We start from the raw sequence: 18,831 nt of genomic DNA, 5'->3' as shown, positions 1-18,831 counted from the left end.
GCCCCTGAATCTCATCCCCCGGAGAGCCGGGGGAAAGAGCCACTTGTCGCGGACTCAGTAGTACCGCTTGCGCTTGCTGCTCGGGAGGATGCCCAGCACCTCGCGGTACTTGGCCACCGTGCGGCGCGCGATTTCGGTGCCCTGCGAGCGCAGGAGCTCCACGATCTTCTGGTCCGAGTACGGGTTGCGCGCGTCCTCTTGCGACACGAGCTGCTTGATGTGGTGCTTCACCGCCTCGCTCGCGGTGTCCTCGCCGGACACGCGGGAGATGGACGAGTTGAAGAAGTACTTCAGCTCGAAGATGCCCTGCGGCGTGTGCACGTACTTGCTCGTCGTCACGCGGCTCACCGTGGACTCGTGCATGCCGATGTCCTCGGCCACGTCCCGGAGGATGAGCGGCTTCAAGTGCGCGATGCCCTTGTCCAGGAAGTCCTTCTGGAACTTCACGATGCTCTCGGTGACTTTGTAGATGGTCCGCTGCCGCTGGTGGATGGAGCGGATGAGCCACACCGCGCTGCGCAGCTTGTCCTGGATGAAGTCCTTCGTCTGGCCAGGGCCCACCGCGCCCGTCTTCAGCGCGTTCCGATAGGTGCCGGAGATGCGCAGCTTGGACAGGCCGTCATCGTTGAGCACCACCGTGTACTCTTCCCCCATCTTGTAAACGAACACGTCGGGGGTGATGTACTGCGCGTCGTCGCCGCTGAAGTTGCGGCCCGGCTTCGGGTCCAGCTTGGGGAGCAGCTTCACCGCCTCCACCACCTCTTCCAAGGTGACCTTCAGGTCCTTGGCGATGGCCGGCAGGTTCTTGCTCTCCAGGTACTTCATGTGCCGCTTGATGATGAGGCCCAGGAGCGGCGCGTGCGGCTCCTTCATCCCCTGCAGCTGGATGAGCAGGCACTCCTGCAAATCACGCGCGCCGCAGCCCCGGGGCTCCAGCATCTGGATGCGCCGCAGGGTGCGCTCGGCCACGTGCATGGGCACGTCCGCCTCGTTGCACAGGCGGATGAGCGGGTCGCCCTCCACGTCCGGCAGCTTCAGGTAGCCGTCGTCATCCAGGTTGCCGAGGATGAGCATGGCGACGCGGCGCTCGGCGTCGTTCAGGCGCAGCGTGCCGAGCTGCTCCTGGAGCTGGTCGACCAGGTCCTCCTTCTTGACGAGGTTGGCCTCGAACGACGGCAGGTCGTCCGTGGCCACGTTCCCCTTGTTGGAGGCGGTGGTCTGCTCGTTGAACTGGTAGCTGTTGAGGTACGCCTCCCAGTCGATTTCCGGGGGGCCGTCGCCGTCCGCCTTGAACTCCGTGGCCGTGTCGCTCGTGGCCGCCGGCATGTCCCCGTCGCGCGGCATCTCGACGTTGTCCGCCTCCAGCGACGCTTCCCCGGGCTCCTTGTCCCCCACGTCGCCCGGTGCCTGCTCGTCCGGCTGCTCCAGGAGTGGATTCTGATCCATCTCCTCGCGGACCTGCTCCAACAGCTCCATGCGGGAGAGCTGAAGCAGCTTGATGGCCTGCTGCAGCTGGGGCGTCATCACCAGCTGCTGCGCAAGCTTCAGGCTTTGTTTGAGTTCCATCGCCATGAGACAGGGTCTCCCCGAGTGATTCAGTCCCTACACAACACGGGACCAATCAAAGACCGTGCCAACGTAACAAGGCACCCTGACGACGTCTAGTGGCGCAATCGTGGTCCCTTGCTTGCATATTCAAAATTCCACAAGGAAACCAAGAGCTTACACGCACTGGGCGTGACTCGGCCGTGTTGACCTGTCGACGCAAAAGCGGGGCCAACGCAGTCTATGCATTCGGTTGGCCGAAGGCCAGTCGTCCTCACAAGGGCTGCTGGAGACGGAACCGTTCTCCCAGGTAGACGGCTCGGGCCCGGGGAGAGGCGGCAATCTCGGCGGGTGTCCCCTCTTCGAGGATCTGCCCTTGTGTGATGATGTAGGCGCGATCGCAGATACCCAGGGTGTCCTGGACGTTGTGGTCGGTGATGAGGACGCCCAATCCGCGCTCCCGGAGGAGGAAAATCTGGCGCTGCAGGTCGCCCACGTTGATGGGGTCCACGCCGGCGAAGGGCTCGTCGAAGAGGATGAAGCGGGGCTCGGGCAACAGGCTCCGGGCAATCTCCGCGCGGCGGCGCTCGCCCCCGGAGAGGGTGCCGCCCAGGGACTCGGAGACGTGGGTGAGGCCGAACTCCTCCAGGATGGCGTTGGCGCGTGTCTCGCGGGCGCGCTTGTCCAGGCCCTTCTGGAGCTCCAGCACGGACAGGAAGTTGTCGCGCACGGTGAGCTTGCGGAAGACGGAGGCTTCCTGGGGCAGGTAGCCCACGCCCCGGCGGGCGCGGCGGTGCATGGGCAGGTGCGTGAGGTCCTCGTCGCCCACGCGCACGCGGCCCCCGTCGGGCGTCACCAGGCCCACCACCATGTTGAAGCTCGTCGTCTTGCCGGCGCCGTTGGGGCCCAAGAGGCCCACCACTTCGCCCGGGGCCACGGTGAAGGAGACGCCGTTGACGACCTGGCGCCCGCGATAGGCCTTCTTCAGGCCATCGGCGTGCAGCTTCCCGTCGCTCATCGCGGCTTCGCCTCCTGCGGCTGCGCGGGCGTCGTGCGAGCGGGCGCGGCCTTCCGCCGGGCGGGCGCGGGGGCCGACGGCGGGGACTCGAAGATGATGACGGCGTTCTCCACGTCGAGCCGCTCGCTCCCCAACGTGAGGCGCACCTTCGTCCCGCGCATGTACGTCGTCCCCTGGCGCGCCTCGGGCGTGCCCGTGACGACCAGGACTCCGCTGGCCACGTCGTACTCGGCGCGCTCACCCCGGGCCATGCGGTCGCCATCCACCGCGTGCACTCCGCCCGTGCACACCACACGCGTCACCACGCGGGTCTCCGCGAAGTAGGCAATCATCCGGTCGCACTTCAAATCCAGGGTGCGGTGCTTCACCTTCACGTTGCCGGTGAGCGTAGCCTGCGACTTGCCGCCCTCGATGAGGTCGGCGTTGATTTGAACCGGCTCCTTCAGGTCCACCGGGCCCAGCGGGTTCGGGCCTGGGCTCGCGGTGCCGGCATCGGCCACCGGAGGCGTCCCGCCATCGACAGGCGTGGCCGCGGCCGCGGGCAGGGGCTGCGCCACGAAGAAGGCCATCACGAGGAACTCAATCACGCTCAGCCGCTCCCAGCACGGTCTCCACCGAGCCTTCGAAGTTGAATGTCTCATCCGGGAAGGACAGTGAGAAACGGTCCGCCCGCAACCGGTACGCCGGCCCTCGCACCTGCACGCCCTCGTTGCCATGCGCGCCCTTCTGGATGGCGTCGTAGGTCAACCGGGGCGTGTTCACCACCATCCCTTGACCCGTGCGCACCACCACGCCTCCGGAGGCCACCAGCTGCTTGGACGCGAGGCTGCCCTCCATATTCGGGGCGCTGATGTCCATGCCCGCGGCGGTGCCCACCGACATGCCCTCCTCGGCGCTGCCCGGGGGGATGCGCAGCGTCGCGTTGGAGGCCTGCACGTCGCCCCCCGCGCGCTGGTACGTCAACTGCTCGGCTTCACCCGACAGCGTGAGGCGCTCGCCCTCGTAGGACATCAGGCGGGCCCCATGGAGCACCACCTGGGGCGGAGGCTGCTGTGGGGGCGCCTCCGCCGGGCGGCGCGGAGAGCACGCGGCGACGAGCAGGCAGGCGGCGAGGAGTCGGACGGACAGGCGCGGCACGGGTGCCTTCTATCACCGGGCGGTGGCGTGCGCCGCCTCGGCGAGCACGGGCTGGGGGGCCACCGGAGGGCGCGTCTTCCAGCGCTGGTGCATCCACACCCACTGCTCGGGGGTGCGCCGGATGGCCGCTTCGATGCGCGCCGACAGGGCCTGGGTGAGCTCCAGCGCCGCGACTTCGCGGTCCTCGCTCACGGGCACGGGTACCTCCTCCATCGACAGCCGGTAGCCCCCACCCTCCACGCGGTGGCAGAAGCCCGTCACCACCGCCGCGCCCGTGCGCACCGCCAGGTCCGCCGGCGCGCGGGGCGTGGCCGCCAGCTCCCCGAAGAAGGGCACGAAGAGCGACTGCACCTTCGTGTCCTGGTCGATGAGCAGGCCCAGGATTTCCCCGGCACGCAGCGCGCGCAGCATGGCCCGCGCCGCCCCGTCCTGGCCGCGCCAGATGCTGCGCACCCCGCCCCGCGCCCGGAAGCGCTCCACCAACACGGTGAGCCGGGGGTCGGTGGTCTCCTTCGCGATGCTCTGGCTGGGGTAGCCCGCGCGGGCCACTCGGCGGGCGAGCAACTCCCAGTTGCCCACGTGGCCGGTGATGAAGACCACGCCCTTGCCTTTCGCCAGGGCCGCGTCCAGCACGGCCCGGTCCGCGTCCGGCCAGGCCACCAGCTCTTCCAGCCCCCGGTCCAGCGCGCCCGTACAGGCCACCTCCAGCGCCGCGGCGCCCAGGTGCCGGAAGGAGGCGCGGCCCAGGGCCTGCCGCTCCGCGTCGGACTTTTCCGGGAAGGCCACGGTCAGGGACTTCAAGGCCTTGCGACGCTCCCCACCGGCCAGCGTGTAGGCAAGTCCGCCCAGGCGGAAGCCCAGGGCCCGGGCCCAACCCAGGGGGAGGGGTTGAAGGCACAACAGGACGCTGCGGATGAGCAGGTACCGGAGGAAACGTTTCAGGCGCTTTGCTAAGGGGGGATGCTCCACAGTCGCTCCATACCCCATGCGCGAATACAACTTCGACGGGCTCGTCGGTCCTACTCACAACTACGCTGGCCTGTCGCCCGGTAACCTGGCGTCGCAGAGCCATGTCGGAGAGCCGAGCCATCCCCGCGAAGCCGCGCTCCAGGGCCTGGAGAAGATGCGCTTCGTCTCCAGCCTGGGGGTGGGCCAGGCGGTGCTGCCTCCCCAGCCGCGCCCCTCGCTGCGCGCCCTGCGCGCCCTGGGCTTCACCGGCACGGACGAGGAGGTCATCACCCGCGCCGCGCGCGAGGGCGAGCACCTGCTGCGGCTCACCTCCAGCGCTTCCTCCATGTGGACGGCCAACGCCGCCACCGTGGCGCCGAGCACGGACACGGCCGACGGGCGCGTCCACCTGACGCCCGCCAACCTGTCGCAGATGTTCCACCGCGCGCTGGAGGCGGAGACGACGCACTCGGTGCTGCGCGCCATCTTCGCCAACGAGAAGCACTTCGCGGTGCATGCGCCGCTGCCGCCCGGCAGCCACTTCGCGGACGAGGGCGCGGCCAACCACACACGGCTGGCCACTCCGGGACACCCAGGCGTGCACCTGCTCGCCTGGGGGCGCAGCGCGTGGCAGGACGTCCCCGGCCCCAAGCGCTTCCCCGCCCGGCAGACGCTGGAGTCGAGCCAGGCGCTGGCGCGGCTGCACCAGTTGGACGCGCGCTGCGTGCTCTTCCCGCAGCAACACCCGGATGGCATCGACGCGGGCGCCTTCCACACGGACGTGCTCGCGGTGGGCAACGAGCGCTTCCTCATGCTGCACGAGCTGGCGTTCGTGGATTACCCGGGCCTGCTCCAGGTGCTGCGCGAGAAGCTGGGACCGGACTTCCGCGCGGTGGTGGCCAGCAGCGCGGAGCTGCCGCCCAAGGACGCGGTGAAGGCGTACCCGTTCAACTCGCAGGTGCTGACGCTGCCGGATGGGACGATGGCGATTGTGGCTCCGGTGGAGAGCCGCGAGACGCCCGCCGCGCGCGGCTTCCTGGAGCGCATCCTCGCCGAGGACACCCCGGTGAAGGCCGTGCACTACCTGGACGTGCGCCAGTCCATGAACAACGGCGGAGGCCCCGCGTGCCTGCGCCAGCGCGTGTGGCTGACGGATACCGAGCGCCGGGCCATCGACGCCGACGTCTTCTACACGCCCGCCCTCCACGAGTCCCTGGCCGCATGGGTGCGCCGCCACTACCGCGAGGTGCTGCGCCCGCGCGACCTGCAGGACCCGCAGCTGGCGCGTGAGACGATGACCGCGCTAAATGAGCTCACACGCATCCTCAAGCTGGGAAGCGTCTACGACTTCCAGCAGTGAGGGGCGGAAGCCCGCTCGCCTGCTCCAGTGACGAGTCAGCGGGCGCCCCTCGGACGGCCATGGTGCCGAGGGGCGTGGGGTGTGGTGGTCGGAACCGTCGGGGTGAGCACCTTTCCATCAAGGAGGTGACGCCCCGTGATTCCGGCATCCATCCAGCACTATCTGCAACACAACCGTGTCCTCTATGAGCGCTACTGGCACCCGCGTGCCGTCACAGCACAGGAGCTGGCCCAGGCGCTCCATGTCTCGGGCTGGCGCGTGGCCAAGTCCGTCATCGTCATGGCGGACCGACAGCCGTGGATTTTCGTCGTGCCCGCCGCGGGCACCGTGGACCTGGCGCGCGTCCAGGAGCTTCTGGGCTGTCGCACGGCGAGGCTCGCCACGGAGCGGGAGTTCTCCGAGCACTTCCCGGACTGCGAGCTGGGGGCCGAGCCGCCCTTCGGCGAGCTGTATGGGCTCCCGGTCGCGGTGGACGAGACGCTCAGCCTGACGGAGCACCTGCTTATCCGCGCGGGCTCTCACGAAGAGGCCCTGGAGATGCGCTTCCAGGACTTCGCCACGCTGGAGTGGCCGCTGGTGGCCTCCTTCATCCACGAGGGACTGCAGCAACCCGTCCCGTCGGTGACTCCCATCACTCCGCTGCTGATGGAGCAGGAAGCACCGATGCCCGCATGACGCGCCGTCCGTGGACGCTAGGGCTCCACGGGCGGCTCTCTCGGCCCTCCCAACAGGTGCTCCAGCTCCTGGGCCCTCGGGTCGTCCATCAACTCCTTGCGACGGGTGTCCACCCGGGTGCGCTCGGCGGACTCCAGGCGCGTCATCCACGCCCGCGCGGCCTCGCGGGAGTCGGGCGGTAGCAATCCCAGCCCCTCGCGCACGGAGCGCGCCGCGGCGTCATAGCGACGCAGTGACTCCTGCAACCGCGCCACCGCGAAGTACCCCTCCGCGCTCGGCACCAGCCGCGCCGCCGTCTGTCGTCGCTCCACCGCGCGAGACAGCAGCCCCTCACGCTCCAGGCCGTCCGCCTCCATCGACAGCATCCGCGCCCGCTGGCGGTAGTCCGAGATGAGGCCGCCCACCGACTGGAGCGTCTCGCGAGCGCGCCGCGTCAGCCCCGCCTCCAACTGCCAGGAGGCCAGGGTGAAGGCCAGCTCCACGTTTCCCGGGTGACGGGCCCGCAGCGCCTCCACGACCCCGAGCGAGGCGTCGAGTTCGCCCCGGCCCTTGAGCACCTCCGCGCGCAACAGCGCGGTGTCCAGTCGCTCCGGCTCACGACGCTCGACCTGCGCGCAGGCGGCCTCCGCTTCCAGCAGCTCCTTGCGCAGCAGGCGCAGCCGCGCCTCGCGCGTCCACAGCTCCGTCACGCCGTGCCGTCCCTCGAAGTGCTCCCGGGCCCAGGCCCCGTAGGCCAGCGCCAGTTCCTGACGCCCGGGCGTGTTGCTCAGCGCGTCCATGAGTCGGCCCGCCACCTCCGGCGAGTCCGGCGTCATCGTCGCCAGCTCTTCCACCGAATGCGCCCGGCGCACCGCTTCTCCCAGGAGCGCACCGGCATCACCCGCCTCGTGCGCCAGCCGGTACTCCAGGAAGCCTTGCGAGCGGCGGCCCAGGGCCAGCAACGCGCGCCCAGCGACTCGATGGGACACGGCATCCCGAGGGGCCAGGTACAGCGCGCGATTGACGAAGGCCAGCGTGTCCCCCGCGCCTTCACCTCCGCGCGAGGCATGGGCCGAAGCCACCAGCCGATACAGCAGATAGTCCGAGGGGTGCCGGGCGATGAGCTCCAGGCCCTTGGCGTGCACCACGTCCACGGGCGCTCGGGCACTGACGAGCGCCGCCAGCTCCGCCTCCGCGTCCGCCAGACGGTGCGCCCCCGGCACGAGCGCCAGCAACCCCAAAACCGTCAGCGCGACGCTTGCGCCCAGCAACACCGGCGATGGCGTCAGTCCCTGCCGCGCTCCCTCCGTTGCCCTGCCGCGCTCCCGAGGCCGGGCCACCGCGCCCAGCACGAGCAGCGTGGCCACCGCGCAGGCCGGCAGCTCCCAACTGAAGTCGAAGAGGTTATGCAGCCCCAGCGCCGCCACGCCCGAAAGCACCGCCAGCTCCAGCGCATCCAGGTCCTCGCGGCGCACCAGCCGCACGAAGCCCCAGAGCGCCACGGCCAGCAGCAACAGCCCTGGGAGGCCCAGCTCCGTCGCGGCCTGGAGCACCGCGTTCTCCGGATGCGTGAGCGTGTTCGGGTTGGGCTCGGACTGGTAGCGAGGGAAGACCGCCTCGAACGCGCCGCGCCCCATGCCCAGCACGGGGAAGGCTCGCGCGGCTTGCGCCATCATCGGCCACAGCGCCACCTTGGACTGACTCAGCTTCTCGATGCTGTTCGCGGAGCGTGCCTCGGCCCACAGCGAGTCCGCCGCGACGTAGGCGCCCACCGCCAGCACCGCCAGCAGACCCAGCAGGGCGGCGGTGCTCCGGGCCCATCGGGGCGCGCCGCCCTCGCGGCGCTGACGCACCAGCCACAGCATCAGCAGCGCCTGTCCGAAGAGGAAGAAGGCGATGCCCCCGCGCGAGAGCGACAGCAGCACCCCGAGGCCACTGGCGCCCGCCGCCAGCGCGAAGGGCAGCGCTTTCGAGCGAGGCCGCGTGGTGAGAGCCAGCCCCACGCCCACCGAGGCCGCGAGCCCGAGGAAGCCCGCGAGGTGGTTGGGGTTGGCGAAGAACGTCATCAGCGGGGGCCGCGCATGCACCCAGGGCATCATCCCGAAGAGGGAGTGCATGCCGAGCAGCGCATGTCCCAGGCCGACGACAACCACCGCCGCGCCGCTGAACGCCACCACCGCGAGAAGGCGCCGACGGCTGTCCCGGGCCCGACACACCTGGACCGCGGCGAGGAAGGTCATGAGATATGCGAGGTGCTTGGACAGCTCGCGCCACGTGGCCGAGGAGTCCAACGACACTGGCCGCGCGCCCGTGAGGCCCAGCGGCTCCAGCGCGAACTCGCGCAGCGCGGCGGCCTCCGGACTCAGCACGCGCAGCACCCCCTCCGGCAGGGGGACGAGTTGCACCGCGCACAGCACCACGCTCGCCGCCAGGGGCACGGCCAGCAGGGGAACACGCAGCGACTGGCCCTGGCGCCGGGCCCCGATTCCCGCGAGCAGCGCCGCCGCGCCCGCGAGCCCCATCAACGGCCAGGCCACCCACCTCGCCGCGCCGCCGAGCGCCAGCGGACACACCACGACAAGAGTGGCCAGGGCCACTTCAGCGAGCCGGGTGTACCGGGAGCAGCTGCGATGCGAGGAGGCCATTCGGAGCGGGGCGGAGAGTATGACACGAGCCTCGGAGGCCTCTTCTTTCCGTCCCGGGTTCCCGCTCGGCGGCTGACAGAGCCGGCAAGCTCGAAGCCCGTGGGCCCCCGGCCGCGTCCCTCACGGGGCTCGCGGGTCCACTCCGTCGAGGCCCGCGTCTCGGGAGCTCACGAGGGCGTCAGGTGGCACCAGGGGGAGAACCAGCCCCCTCTGTCAGGCGTTGAAAGCCGCGCTGCCCTCGGGACGCAGGGGCACCTCGGCTCGCCGGCCCTCCCAGGCCCGGGAGTCAGGACGAGCGAGCGGGCCTGTCCGGCATCCGTTCATGCACGACCGGGCCCGGAGTTGGCTTGCATCCGGAAGACCTTCTGGCATGTTCGCCGCACCCATGCGCCGCTTCCTCCTCACCGCCGCCCTCCTCTGCTCCACCCTGTCCGGTCTCACCGGCTGCAAGGGGGCCTGCCGCGAGCTGTCCGAGAAGCTGTGCGACTGCTCCATCAACTCCGTGGAGAAGGAGCTGTGCCTCCAGAACGCCTCGCTCGACGAGAGCCGCGTGGAGCCCACGCCCGAGGACGAGGTCGTCTGCGAGGCGAAGCTCGAGGGCTGCGACTGCAAGAAGATTGAAACCCCCGAAGGCAAGCGCGAGTGCGGCATCGCCCGTCCGGGCGGCGTCGACTGACGCGGCCGGCTCAGGCCCCCGACACCCCAGTCCGGGCCGCGCCCGCGGTACCCTCCGCATCCACCCAGGGCTGAAGCGCCTTGCGCACCCGGGAGCGAAGCGGCGTCTCGACGTACCGGTGCACCAGCACGGACGTCGGCACCGCCAAGAGCAGCACCGAGCCCAACCACCCCAGCGGCGTGTTGAGGTCCACCCAGGGCGACAGCACGCGCTCCAGCTTCATGGCCGCCTCGCCCGCGGGGTACTGCAGCAGGTACAGCGCGTAGCTCGCCGCCCCCAGATGCACCACGAGCGGGCGCGACAGCCCCCAGCCGAGCCACCCTCCCCCGCGCGCCAGCCCGTACACCAGCAGCCCCGACGCGGGCGCCAGCAGCGCGTTGTGCATCAGCGGATAGGGAATCCACTCCCCCGCCGCACCGGCCGCCACCAGCAGCGCCGCGCCGATTGAAGCCAGCACCGCGCCCGAGCCCTTCGCCCCACCCGCCGCGCGCTCGCGCACGAAGCACCAGCCCAGCAGCACCCCGAAGAGGAACTCCGGCAGCCGCGCCAGCGGGGTGAACTTCACCACCGACAGCCACACGCCTCCCGAGTGCGCGTCCAGCGCCCCCGGCCCGTCCGGCCGCAGCGCGAGGTAGAGCACCGGCGGCGTCAGCCCCAGCACCCAGACCGCGCCCATCAACATGGGCAGCCGCGAGGGACGCAGCGTGGGCAGCCACCGCGCGAGCCGGGGGAAAAGGGCATAGAAGAACCCCTCCACCGCCACGGACCAGCCCGGGGGATTCCAGTACAGCGTCAGCCGCGGCACCCAGGCCTGCACCAGCGCGAGCGTCGCCACCGCGCCCACCGCGAGCTTCACGCAGGCGAGCTTCCAGCCGTTATCCGCCACCGACGCGAGGACGGTGGGCGGCGCGGACAGCAGGAAGGTCAGCAGATAGACGGGATAGACGCGGGCGGCACGGGCGACGAGGAAGGCGCGCGTCCCGGTCTCCATCCGCCCGTCGACGTCCAGGTAGTTCCAGGCGAGGACGAAGCCGGACAGGACGAAGAAGACGCCCACGGCGGAGTAGCCCGCGCCCACGAAGTTCCGCAGCCACTCCGGCGCCGGCTCCAGGGCCGGGCGCGCGAAGTGGAACAACACGACATGCAGGGCCGCGAAGAAACGCAGCCCCGTCAGGGCATCGAGCGAACCGCCTCGGCTCACCGGCGGCCGATGCCGTAGTATGTGAAGCCCAGCTCGCGGATGCGCACCGGGTCGAACACGTTGCGGCCGTCGAAGATGACCGGCGCCTTCATCAGCGACTTCATGCGCTCGAAGTCCGGGTGGCGGAACTCGTTCCACTCCGTGACGACGAAGAGCGCGTCCACGCCCTCCAGCGCCTCGTACGGCACGCTGGCGTAGCGGATGCGGTCACCGAAGACGCGCTTCGCGGTGTGCGTGGACACCGGGTCGTGCGCCACCACCGACGCGCCCTTGCCGATGAGGCCCTCGATGACGTCGATGGACGGCGCCTCGCGCATGTCGTCCGTCTTCGGCTTGAAGGCCAGGCCCCACACGCCGAACTTCTTGCCCTCCAGCGAGCCGCCGAAGTGCTTGGTCGCCTTGTTCACCAGGAGCTTCTTCTGCCGCTCGTTGGTGCGCTCCACAGCGCGCAGCAGGTCCAGCTCCAGGCCGAACTCACGCGCGGTGGCGCCCAGCGCCTTCACGTCCTTGGGGAAGCACGAGCCGCCGTAACCCACGCCCGGGAAGAGGAACGGGTAGCCGATGCGCTTGTCGGAGCCCAGGCCCTTGCGCACGAAGTCCACGTCCGCGCCGACCTTCTCGCACAGCGCGGAGATGTCGTTCATGAACGAGATGCGCGTGGCGAGCATCGCGTTGGCGGCGTACTTGGTCAGCTCCGCCGAGCGCGTGTCCATGAACAGCACGGGGTTCTCGGTGCGCACGAAGGGCGCGTACAGCTCGCCCATGACCTTGCGGCCGCGCTCGGAGTCCACGCCGATGACGACGCGGTCCGGCTTGAGGAAGTCGTCCAGCGCGGCGCCTTCCTTGAGGAACTCCGGGTTGGAGACGACGTCGAACTCGACGCTCGTCACCTTGCGGATGGCGTCGCGAACCTTGTCCGCGGTGCCCACCGGCACGGTGCTCTTGTCCACGACGACGGTGTACTGCTTCATCGCCTTGCCAATCTGCTCGGCGGCGGCCAGCACGTACTGGAGGTCGGCGTCGCCGCTCTCACCCTCGGGCGTGCCCACGGCGATGAAGACGACGTGCGCGTTGGAGACCGCCTCCGGCAGGTCGCGCGTGAAGGACAGGCGCTTCTCGCGGACGTTCTTCTTGATGAGCTCCTCGAGGCCGGGCTCGTAGATGGGCACCTCGCCCGCCTGGAGCATCCGGATCTTCCGCTCGTCGATGTCCACGCACGTGACGTCGTTGCCCGAGTCCGCGAAGCAGGTGCCCGCGACCAGGCCGACGTAGCCCGTTCCGATGATGGCGATACGCATTGAAAGAGTCCCAGTGGGGAGGTGTCTTGACCAGAACTCATACGCCGGGACGCGCTCGGAAAGAAAGCCCGTCCCCGGGGCCCGCACAGCGGCCGGGCAGCCTCACTGCCCCGTGAGCAGACGGCGCACTCTTTCCAAGCCTCTGAGAGCCGAAGTGCGCCCGGGGGTGCTGACTGGACCCACCACCGTCCGGTCCAGCAGCTCCCGAGTGGCCCGACGCAGCGGCGGCAAGGCGGCGGTGGCCTCCGCGGCGGCCTCCGGGAAGAGCCGGGCGACGATGGACAGCGACGTGTAGAGGGCGCGCTCCAGGCGCCACTCCGCGGCCCGGGCGAGCAGCGCGGGGATGTCGAGCGGCCGGGAGTACACGCCGCCCATCCACTTGGCGCCGGTGACGAGCTCTCGCAGGTCGATGAAGGACAGCCAGGGTACGTCATACCCCTGACGCGCGTGCTCCAGGCACACGAGGAGGACCGAATCCTCCAGGTCGGCCCGGAACATGGAGGGGCCGTAGACCTTCATGGGTTTGGCGCGCTCGATGATGCCGGCGGTCTGCTCGCGGCGCTGGGGACCCAGGATGTCGGAGTAGAGGTAGATGGCGGTGCGCCCGTCGGAGACGAGCTTCGTGGCGCCGCTGTGGGAGGTGTCCGTCTCCGGCTTGAACTCGTGGTTGGAGAGGAAGCCCGCGAAGCCGTCCACGTCCATGCGGCGCATGAGGAGTTGGAGGTCCAGCACGGGGCGGAAGCCGATGTGCGGGTAGAGCGCCTCGGCGAAGGCGGCGGAGCCGATGAGCACCAGCTTGCGGCCTTGCAGCTCGTCCACCACCTGCTTGAAGTTGACGAGCTTCATCACGTTGTCGTTGACGGAGCCCTGGTAGATGGCGAGCAGCCTGTCTCGGGCCCACTCGGGCGCGGCGCTGGCGCCCAGGCGGTACTCCAGGTTGTAGGCCGCCAGCGGGGCCAGGCCCTGGGCGATGGCCCAGTCGACGTATTCCTCCCAGGGCGCGCCCTTGAGGGCTCCTCGCGGTGGTTCGAACGAAGCGAGGACGCGGAAGGTGTCGAGCAGGCTGAGCGGCATGGTGGCCCCCTTTAACGGGCCCACCGCATCGCCTGCAATCACTGCCTGAGCCCCACGGGATGACGGCGTGGTGGACACAGGACAAAGGCCCGCCCCTGGGGGCGACGGTTCATCTGTCCGAAGAGGGGCGTATCGCGGTGTCCAGGCGCCGCAGCGCATAGCGGACCATCGCCCCCGGCTCGGGCGCCAGCAGCAGCTTCGCCGCCATCCAGCGCGGCCGGCTGCGAACCAGCTCCGTTTCCACCAGTCGTTCTTCCGTGAAGAACCTCCGCGCGAGCCGCCGCTGCCACCAGGGAGGCGCCAGGGCTTCCAGCGCGGCCTCCGGCACCGGTGCGCCCAGGAGCCTCCTCGCGACCTCCCAGCCGTGAAACACGAGCTGTGGCAGGCCCGTTCCACGAGCCCCCGCGACGACGCGGTCCCAGTCCAATCCCCGCGCCGCCAGGAGCTTCAGGTCGAACAGCCACGCCAGGCGCTGCAACAAGTGGTGGCTCGCGTGAAGGGCCAGGTACACCGCCTCGTCCTCGGGACAGAGCCACCGCACCCGCTGGCCCTCCAGTGCTCCCTCCACCGCACGCGACACCAGCGCGTCGCCTTCCAGCGTCCGTCCCCAGCCCGCGAGGGCACGGAAGTGCAGCTCCACGAGCCCCGCCTTTCCCTCCAGCTCCAGGTGGTGCGAGTCCAGGTCCGCGTGGCGCCCATCGCGCGTCGGACGCGCCGTCAGTCCCAGCCCGGTGAGGATGCGCACGGCCGTCTCGACCTCGCCCCGTGACACCAGCAGGTCCACATCGCGGGTGGCGCGCTGGAGCGGGTCCGGATACAGCCGCTGCGCCAGTCCGTACCCCTTGAGCGACACGGGGACGATGCCCTCGGAGGCCAGCGCCTCCAGGCTTCTCAGCAGCAGGGCCTTCACCTGGAGCGAGCGGGCCGCGCCCGTCAGGGACTCGCGGCGCAACAGTGCGCCCGAATCGGCGGGCAGCTCCCAACCCACCTGCCCCACCGCGTGAGCCACGAACCCGGCGAGCCCGTGGCGGACGGCCCCGCGCACGAAGGCAGTGGCCTCGTCGCCTTCGGGAGCCCCTCTCGCGGGGGGCTTGGGCCAGGAGCGCAGCAGCGCGACGAGAGCGCTTGAGCCCACCGCCGTCGTCATCTTCTCAGGACGACGACGCGCGCGGGGTCGGCATCCGCCACCGCCAGGAGCCCCGCGGCGCGTTCGGCGACGGCGTCCGCCACCAGCTCCAGCGCCAGCTCCTCGTCCCGGTCGATGGCAGTGCGGCCATCGCGCCAGACGAGCAGCAGCGAGCCGAGCACCACTTCTTCGTCCTTCACTTCCAGGCGCAGCTCGAAGGGCATCGACAGGCCCGCGGCACGCTGGGTCTCGAAGACAACGCCGTCCAGGAGTCCGTCGCGCAGGTGCTGGAAGCGCAGCTCCTGCCGCGACACGTCCAGCACCTCCGATAGGAGCCGCACGGCGCCCCAGACCTCTTGAAGGGACCTCGCCTCGCGCACGGCGCCAATGACCTCCTTCACCAGCGAGCGCAGCCGGATGTTTCTCTGGCGGCGCTGCTGCATGTCGCCCGCGCGGCCCAGGTCCAGATACCCCAGCTTGCGCATCATCACCGCGATGACCACGCCCATGCCACACAGCAGCAAGGCGCTCTGCGCGCTGTTGGCGAAGTTGAGCCCCAGGGCCGTCAACATGAAGAGGCCGCACAGGCCGTACAGCACCAGCACGGCGGAGCGGTGGCTGAGCACCATGCGGCTCATCACCCGGTGATGGATGTGCTCCTTGTCGGCGCTGAACAGCGGTCGCCCGAGGAGCGAGCGGCGCACCACCGCGAGCAGCGTGTCCATGAGGGGCAGGCCCAGCGCCATCACCGGCACGAGCATGGCCACGGCCGTGCCGCTCTTGGTGCTCGTCTTGATGGCCACCGCCGCCAGCACGAAGCCGAGGAACATGCTGCCGGTGTCCCCCATGAAGATGGAGGCCGGGTTGAAGTTGAAGACGAGGAACCCGAGGATGGCGCCCGCGAGCGCCGCCATCAGCAGGCACAGCAGCACGTCACCGCGCGACAGCGCGAGGATGAAGTTGGTGCTCACGCCGAAGAACGCCACACCACCCGCGAGCCCGTCGAGGCCATCAATCAGGTTGAGCGCGTTGATGACGCCCACCATCCACAGCACGGTGAACGGCAGGCTCAGCGCGCCCAGTGTCAGCTCGGGGCCGAACGGATTGGCGATGACCTCGATGCGAAAGCCCAGGTGGTAGAGCCCGAGCGCCACGATGAGCTGCACGCTGAACTTGAGCCGTGCGCCCGCGCCTCGCAGGTCGTCATACAGCCCGAGCGCGGCGATGGCCGCGCCCCCCATGAACAGGCCCGAAATCAGCTCGGTGTGGAGCCGGAAGTGGTGTCCCACGCCGGAGTCCACCAGGAACAGCGCGCACAGGGGGGCGAAGAACCCCGCCACGATGCCGATTCCACCCAGCCGAGGGATGGGCCGGACGTGGACCTTGCGACTCGAGTTGGCCTGGTCCAGCCAGCCCCACGCCAGCGCCTGGTTGCGCACGAAATACGTGAGGCCCAGGGCCACCATCAACGAGACAAGGAACGCGACGAAGAAGGTGATCATCGAGAAGGGCCGCTCCCACCATGCTGACGGTGAGCGTCACGGCGCGTCAATGAGCGTTCCTGTCCGACACCCTGATGTCGCCCGAGTCGTCCCCCAGCGAGCGGCCATGCGGGCTCCGGCGGGGCCTGGAAGTGTCATGGCTGACCTCTGTGCCACGCCTGCCCTGCGGCCAGGCCCTTCGCGGTCCGTTGTTGACGCCCCTGGGACGGGGGACACAATGCACCCACCACCCGCATGTGCCCCACCAGGTCTTCCCCCCTCCCACGAGCCCGCGAGCATCACCCGCGCGGAGTCACGCGTTGAGCGCCGACATCGCTTCCACGCGACGCATGGATGGGCTGGATGTCCTGAGGGCCTTCGCCATCCTCGGAGTGCTGGTCTTCCACGCGCCCGCGGTCATCCATGACGCCGTGCCGCTCCCGGTGCGCTTCGCCTTCGCGCATGGGTGGATGGGCGTGGACCTCTTCTTCGTCCTCTCGGGATACCTGGTCGGCCGGCAGGTCTTCGCCGAGGATGGTGAACCTCCCCTGGGCTCCCGGCTGCGCACCTTCTGGCTGAAGCGCTGGATGCGCACCCTGCCGCTGTATTTCGTCGTGCTCGCGTTCTACGCGCTCAAGCCCTGGACGGTGGGCACGCCCTTCGTGGGCGGAGGCTGGCACTACGCGCTCTTCCTCCAGAACTTCACGATGCCGCGCGACTTCGTGCAGAGCTGGTCGCTGTGCGTGGAGGAGCACTTCTACGTCGTGCTGCCGCTGCTCGCCTTCTCGCTGGGGGGGCGACGATGGCCCGCCTGGGCGTGGCTTGCGCCCATGGCGGTGAGTGTCGTGGCTCGCTGGCTCTTCTCGCGGAACCTGCCGGCGGACCTGCCCGTGACGGGCCTCTCCACGTTCGCGCCCTGGTCCACCGAGCTGCACCTGGACGGGCTCGGCATCGGGGTGTTCCTGGCCCGGACCGCACCCACGTGGAGGAGTTGGTCTCGGCACCGGCGTACAGCGTGTGCCCTCGCGGGAGTGGGGGTGCTGGCGCTGACGGTGGGGCGTTACGGCGCCATCGTGACGACGTCGAGCCATGTCTGGATCTTCGCCGGGCTGGCGGTGGGTTTCGGCGCGGTGCTCGTGGGCATCGAGTCGCTCCAGCTTCCACGCGGCCTGCGCTGGGGCGTCTATCAGACCGCGCTGCTCTCCTACGGCGCCTACCTCTGGCATGGGCTCCTGGTCCGAGTGGTGGAGCGGCTGGGCACCAGCCTGGGCGCCTGGGGGCTGGACCTTTTCGCGTACCTCGCCTTGACGTTGGGCGTGGCCTGGGTGACCTATGTCACGGTGGAGAAACCCTGCCTCAAGCTGCGAGACTGGCTGTTGACGCGTGGGGCGCTCCCTCCGGGCGTCTTGTCCCCGTAGGAACACCATGGCACGACTGAGGGACCGACTGACGTCGCTGAGCCAGCCGCGGTACCTCGCCTGGAGGGCGCTGCCGCTGGGTCGCCGCGACCTACGTTTCGCGCGCCTGCGGATTCGCACGCTCGTCATGGAGTGGCATCGAACCCGGGAGAGGCCGGACGGCAAGACCTGGTGCGAGCAGCCCCTCGAAGCGCTGGGCCATGAAGTCACTCCCGGCCTCTGGAATGGCGAGGTGAACGGGCTGCTCTGGGCGCGTCCTCGTGAGTCCGAGGCACGCCGATGAGTTCAGCGGGCGTCACGGTGGTCATCCCCACCTACAACGGAGCAAGGCGCGTGGAAGCGCCGCTTCAAGCCCTGCTCGCGCAGCAGGCGCCGAGCGCGTGCTTCGAGGTGGTGGTGGTGGACAACAACTCGGCGGACGGGACGGCGCGCGTGGTGGAAGACAGCCCGGCCGTCGCGGGACTGCGTCGCCGAGGCGTGGACGTGCGCGTGGTCCATGAAGCCCGCCAGGGGCTGCTCTTCGCGCGCCTGTGCGGAATCCACAGCGCGCGGCGCGAGGTCATCTGCTTCCTGGACGACGACAACATCCCCGAGCCGAACTTCCTCGCCGACGGGCTGGCGCACTTCGAGGACGCGGCAATCGGCGTGGTGGTCTCCCGGATCTATCCCCGGTACGAGACGCCGCCTCCGCCCAGCATCTCCCGGCGCGAGCATCTTCTCGCCATCAATCACCGGATGGGGGATGACCTCGTCGACTTCGGGGCGGGAGCCACGCTCGCACCCACGATTGGAGCCGGGCTGTGGCTGCGGCGCGCGGCCGTCCTGGAGGCCGTGCCGTGGCGAACGCCGGAGCAGCTCATGCCGGATCGGCTCGGCAACCAACTCCTGAGTGGAGGAGACATCGAGCTGGGCTTCCTGCTCGGCAAGGCAGGCCATCGTCGGCTCTACGCTCCCGCGCTGAAGGTGTGGCACGTCATTCCGCGCTCGCGCTTCGAGACGCGCTATTTCTTCCGACTCATCGTGGGCGTGGTGCGCAGCGAGCAGACCCTCCAGGCGCGTTATCTGGGACGGCGCTCCGGAGGCATGGCGCGTTGGAAGGCGTTTGCGCGGCTGCTCGGTGCCGGGCTCGCCAGTCCCGTGCTCGCGTTCCGGGGAGACTCCGTGCGAGAGATTCTGTTCGTGCTGGCGAGTCGCTGGGCGCAGGTGCAGGGGCCGTATCCCCAACTCCACGAGACGCGTTGAGCAGCCCT

17 protein-coding genes are annotated in these 18,831 nt (G+C 69.9%); 6 read left to right on the top strand and 11 right to left on the bottom strand.

Going from position 1 to position 18,831, the window contains the following annotated elements:
• Positions 1–54: 54 nt before the first annotated feature.
• The 5 genes from rpoN to HUA74_RS11245 form a co-directional block, all read right to left on the bottom strand.
• On the bottom strand, positions 55–1,572 hold the full coding sequence (rpoN, locus tag HUA74_RS11265; RefSeq protein WP_141645553.1) for an RNA polymerase factor sigma-54: 1,518 nt from the start codon (positions 1,570–1,572) through the stop codon (positions 55–57).
• Between the two features lie 247 nt (positions 1,573–1,819).
• The gene (gene lptB / locus HUA74_RS11260) at positions 1,820–2,563 is read right to left on the bottom strand and encodes an LPS export ABC transporter ATP-binding protein (protein ID WP_174454568.1); all 744 of its coding nucleotides are present in this window, start codon (positions 2,561–2,563) and stop codon (positions 1,820–1,822) included.
• Positions 2,560–3,150, bottom strand: coding sequence for an LptA/OstA family protein (locus HUA74_RS11255; protein WP_174454567.1), 591 nt, complete (start codon positions 3,148–3,150; stop codon positions 2,560–2,562). Before HUA74_RS11255 ends, lptB begins: the two co-directional genes overlap by 4 nt.
• Positions 3,143–3,691, bottom strand: a complete 549-nt coding sequence (locus HUA74_RS11250) for a hypothetical protein (RefSeq protein ID WP_174454852.1) — start codon at positions 3,689–3,691, stop codon at positions 3,143–3,145. Before HUA74_RS11250 ends, HUA74_RS11255 begins: the two co-directional genes overlap by 8 nt.
• A 21-nt stretch (positions 3,692–3,712) precedes the next feature.
• Entirely contained in the window at positions 3,713–4,669 is a 957-nt protein-coding gene (locus tag HUA74_RS11245; RefSeq protein ID WP_174454566.1) for a lysophospholipid acyltransferase family protein, read from the bottom strand.
• A 16-nt stretch (positions 4,670–4,685) separates the two neighbouring features.
• Here HUA74_RS11245 and astB point away from each other — a divergent pair, with 16 nt between their 5' ends.
• Both astB and HUA74_RS11235 read left to right on the top strand, forming a co-directional pair.
• On the top strand, positions 4,686–6,008 hold the full coding sequence (gene astB / locus HUA74_RS11240) for an N-succinylarginine dihydrolase (protein ID WP_174454565.1): 1,323 nt from the start codon (positions 4,686–4,688) through the stop codon (positions 6,006–6,008).
• A 135-nt stretch (positions 6,009–6,143) separates the two neighbouring features.
• Positions 6,144–6,683, top strand: a complete 540-nt coding sequence (locus tag HUA74_RS11235) for a YbaK/EbsC family protein (RefSeq protein ID WP_174454564.1) — start codon at positions 6,144–6,146, stop codon at positions 6,681–6,683.
• 17 nt (positions 6,684–6,700) lie between these two features.
• Here HUA74_RS11235 and HUA74_RS11230 read toward each other — a convergent pair whose 3' ends face one another.
• Complete coding sequence (locus HUA74_RS11230) at positions 6,701–9,307, bottom strand: O-antigen ligase family protein (RefSeq protein WP_174454563.1); 2,607 nt, start codon at positions 9,305–9,307, stop codon at positions 6,701–6,703.
• Between the two features lie 370 nt (positions 9,308–9,677).
• Between HUA74_RS11230 and HUA74_RS11225 the strand changes: the two genes are divergently transcribed.
• Positions 9,678–9,983, top strand: a complete 306-nt coding sequence (locus HUA74_RS11225; protein ID WP_141645546.1) for a hypothetical protein — start codon at positions 9,678–9,680, stop codon at positions 9,981–9,983.
• Positions 9,984–9,993: 10 nt separating this feature from the next.
• On the opposite strand, the gene HUA74_RS11220 is transcribed toward HUA74_RS11225, so the two are convergent.
• From HUA74_RS11220 to HUA74_RS11200, 5 genes are all read right to left on the bottom strand, one after another.
• Positions 9,994–11,184 (bottom strand): acyltransferase, encoded by a 1,191-nt coding sequence (locus HUA74_RS11220; protein ID WP_174454562.1) that lies wholly within the window; start codon positions 11,182–11,184, stop codon positions 9,994–9,996.
• On the bottom strand, positions 11,181–12,482 hold the full coding sequence (locus HUA74_RS11215; RefSeq protein WP_174454561.1) for a UDP-glucose/GDP-mannose dehydrogenase family protein: 1,302 nt from the start codon (positions 12,480–12,482) through the stop codon (positions 11,181–11,183). Before HUA74_RS11215 ends, HUA74_RS11220 begins: the two co-directional genes overlap by 4 nt.
• Before the next feature lie 102 nt (positions 12,483–12,584).
• Complete coding sequence (locus HUA74_RS11210; protein WP_174454560.1) at positions 12,585–13,556, bottom strand: nucleotidyltransferase family protein; 972 nt, start codon at positions 13,554–13,556, stop codon at positions 12,585–12,587.
• Between the two features lie 109 nt (positions 13,557–13,665).
• Complete coding sequence (locus HUA74_RS11205; protein WP_371817225.1) at positions 13,666–14,691, bottom strand: nucleotidyltransferase family protein; 1,026 nt, start codon at positions 14,689–14,691, stop codon at positions 13,666–13,668.
• A gap of 8 nt (positions 14,692–14,699) precedes the next feature.
• The gene (locus HUA74_RS11200) at positions 14,700–16,184 is read right to left on the bottom strand and encodes an MraY family glycosyltransferase (RefSeq protein WP_174454558.1); all 1,485 of its coding nucleotides are present in this window, start codon (positions 16,182–16,184) and stop codon (positions 14,700–14,702) included.
• Between the two features lie 299 nt (positions 16,185–16,483).
• On the opposite strand from HUA74_RS11200, the gene HUA74_RS11195 reads away from it, so the two are divergent.
• Genes HUA74_RS11195 through HUA74_RS11185 form a run of 3 tightly spaced genes read left to right on the top strand, consistent with a single transcriptional unit; the run spans position 16,484 to position 18,823 of the window.
• Entirely contained in the window at positions 16,484–17,581 is a 1,098-nt protein-coding gene (locus HUA74_RS11195; protein WP_254625016.1) for an acyltransferase, read from the top strand.
• A gap of 7 nt (positions 17,582–17,588) precedes the next feature.
• Positions 17,589–17,864 carry a hypothetical protein gene (locus tag HUA74_RS11190; RefSeq protein WP_174454557.1) on the top strand — a complete coding sequence of 92 codons (276 nt, stop codon included), beginning with the start codon at positions 17,589–17,591 and terminating at the stop codon, positions 17,862–17,864.
• The gene (locus HUA74_RS11185; protein ID WP_174454556.1) at positions 17,861–18,823 is read left to right on the top strand and encodes a glycosyltransferase; all 963 of its coding nucleotides are present in this window, start codon (positions 17,861–17,863) and stop codon (positions 18,821–18,823) included. Before HUA74_RS11190 ends, HUA74_RS11185 begins: the two co-directional genes overlap by 4 nt.
• Positions 18,824–18,831: the final 8 nt, after the last annotated feature.

This window comes from Myxococcus sp. CA051A (genome assembly GCF_013336705.1).
GTDB lineage: Bacteria > Myxococcota > Myxococcia > Myxococcales > Myxococcaceae > Myxococcus > Myxococcus llanfairpwllgwyngyllgogerychwyrndrobwllllantysiliogogogochensis.
This window is presented reverse-complemented; position numbering and strand designations above follow the sequence as displayed.

What these genes read in the sequence shown, in the direction of transcription:
- rpoN (WP_141645553.1), bottom strand. Translation starts at nt 1,572, where the DNA reads ATGGCGATGGAACTCAAACAAAGCCTGAAGCTTGCGCAGCAGCTGGTG.
- lptB (WP_174454568.1), bottom strand. Translation starts at nt 2,563, where the DNA reads ATGAGCGACGGGAAGCTGCACGCCGATGGCCTGAAGAAGGCCTATCGC.
- astB (WP_174454565.1), top strand. Translation starts at nt 4,686, where the DNA reads ATGCGCGAATACAACTTCGACGGGCTCGTCGGTCCTACTCACAACTAC.
- HUA74_RS11230 (WP_174454563.1), bottom strand. Translation starts at nt 9,307, where the DNA reads ATGGCCTCCTCGCATCGCAGCTGCTCCCGGTACACCCGGCTCGCTGAA.
- HUA74_RS11225 (WP_141645546.1), top strand. Translation starts at nt 9,678, where the DNA reads ATGTTCGCCGCACCCATGCGCCGCTTCCTCCTCACCGCCGCCCTCCTC.
- HUA74_RS11215 (WP_174454561.1), bottom strand. Translation starts at nt 12,482, where the DNA reads ATGCGTATCGCCATCATCGGAACGGGCTACGTCGGCCTGGTCGCGGGC.
- HUA74_RS11210 (WP_174454560.1), bottom strand. Translation starts at nt 13,556, where the DNA reads ATGCCGCTCAGCCTGCTCGACACCTTCCGCGTCCTCGCTTCGTTCGAA.
- HUA74_RS11200 (WP_174454558.1), bottom strand. Translation starts at nt 16,184, where the DNA reads ATGATCACCTTCTTCGTCGCGTTCCTTGTCTCGTTGATGGTGGCCCTG.
- HUA74_RS11190 (WP_174454557.1), top strand. Translation starts at nt 17,589, where the DNA reads ATGGCACGACTGAGGGACCGACTGACGTCGCTGAGCCAGCCGCGGTAC.
- HUA74_RS11185 (WP_174454556.1), top strand. Translation starts at nt 17,861, where the DNA reads ATGAGTTCAGCGGGCGTCACGGTGGTCATCCCCACCTACAACGGAGCA.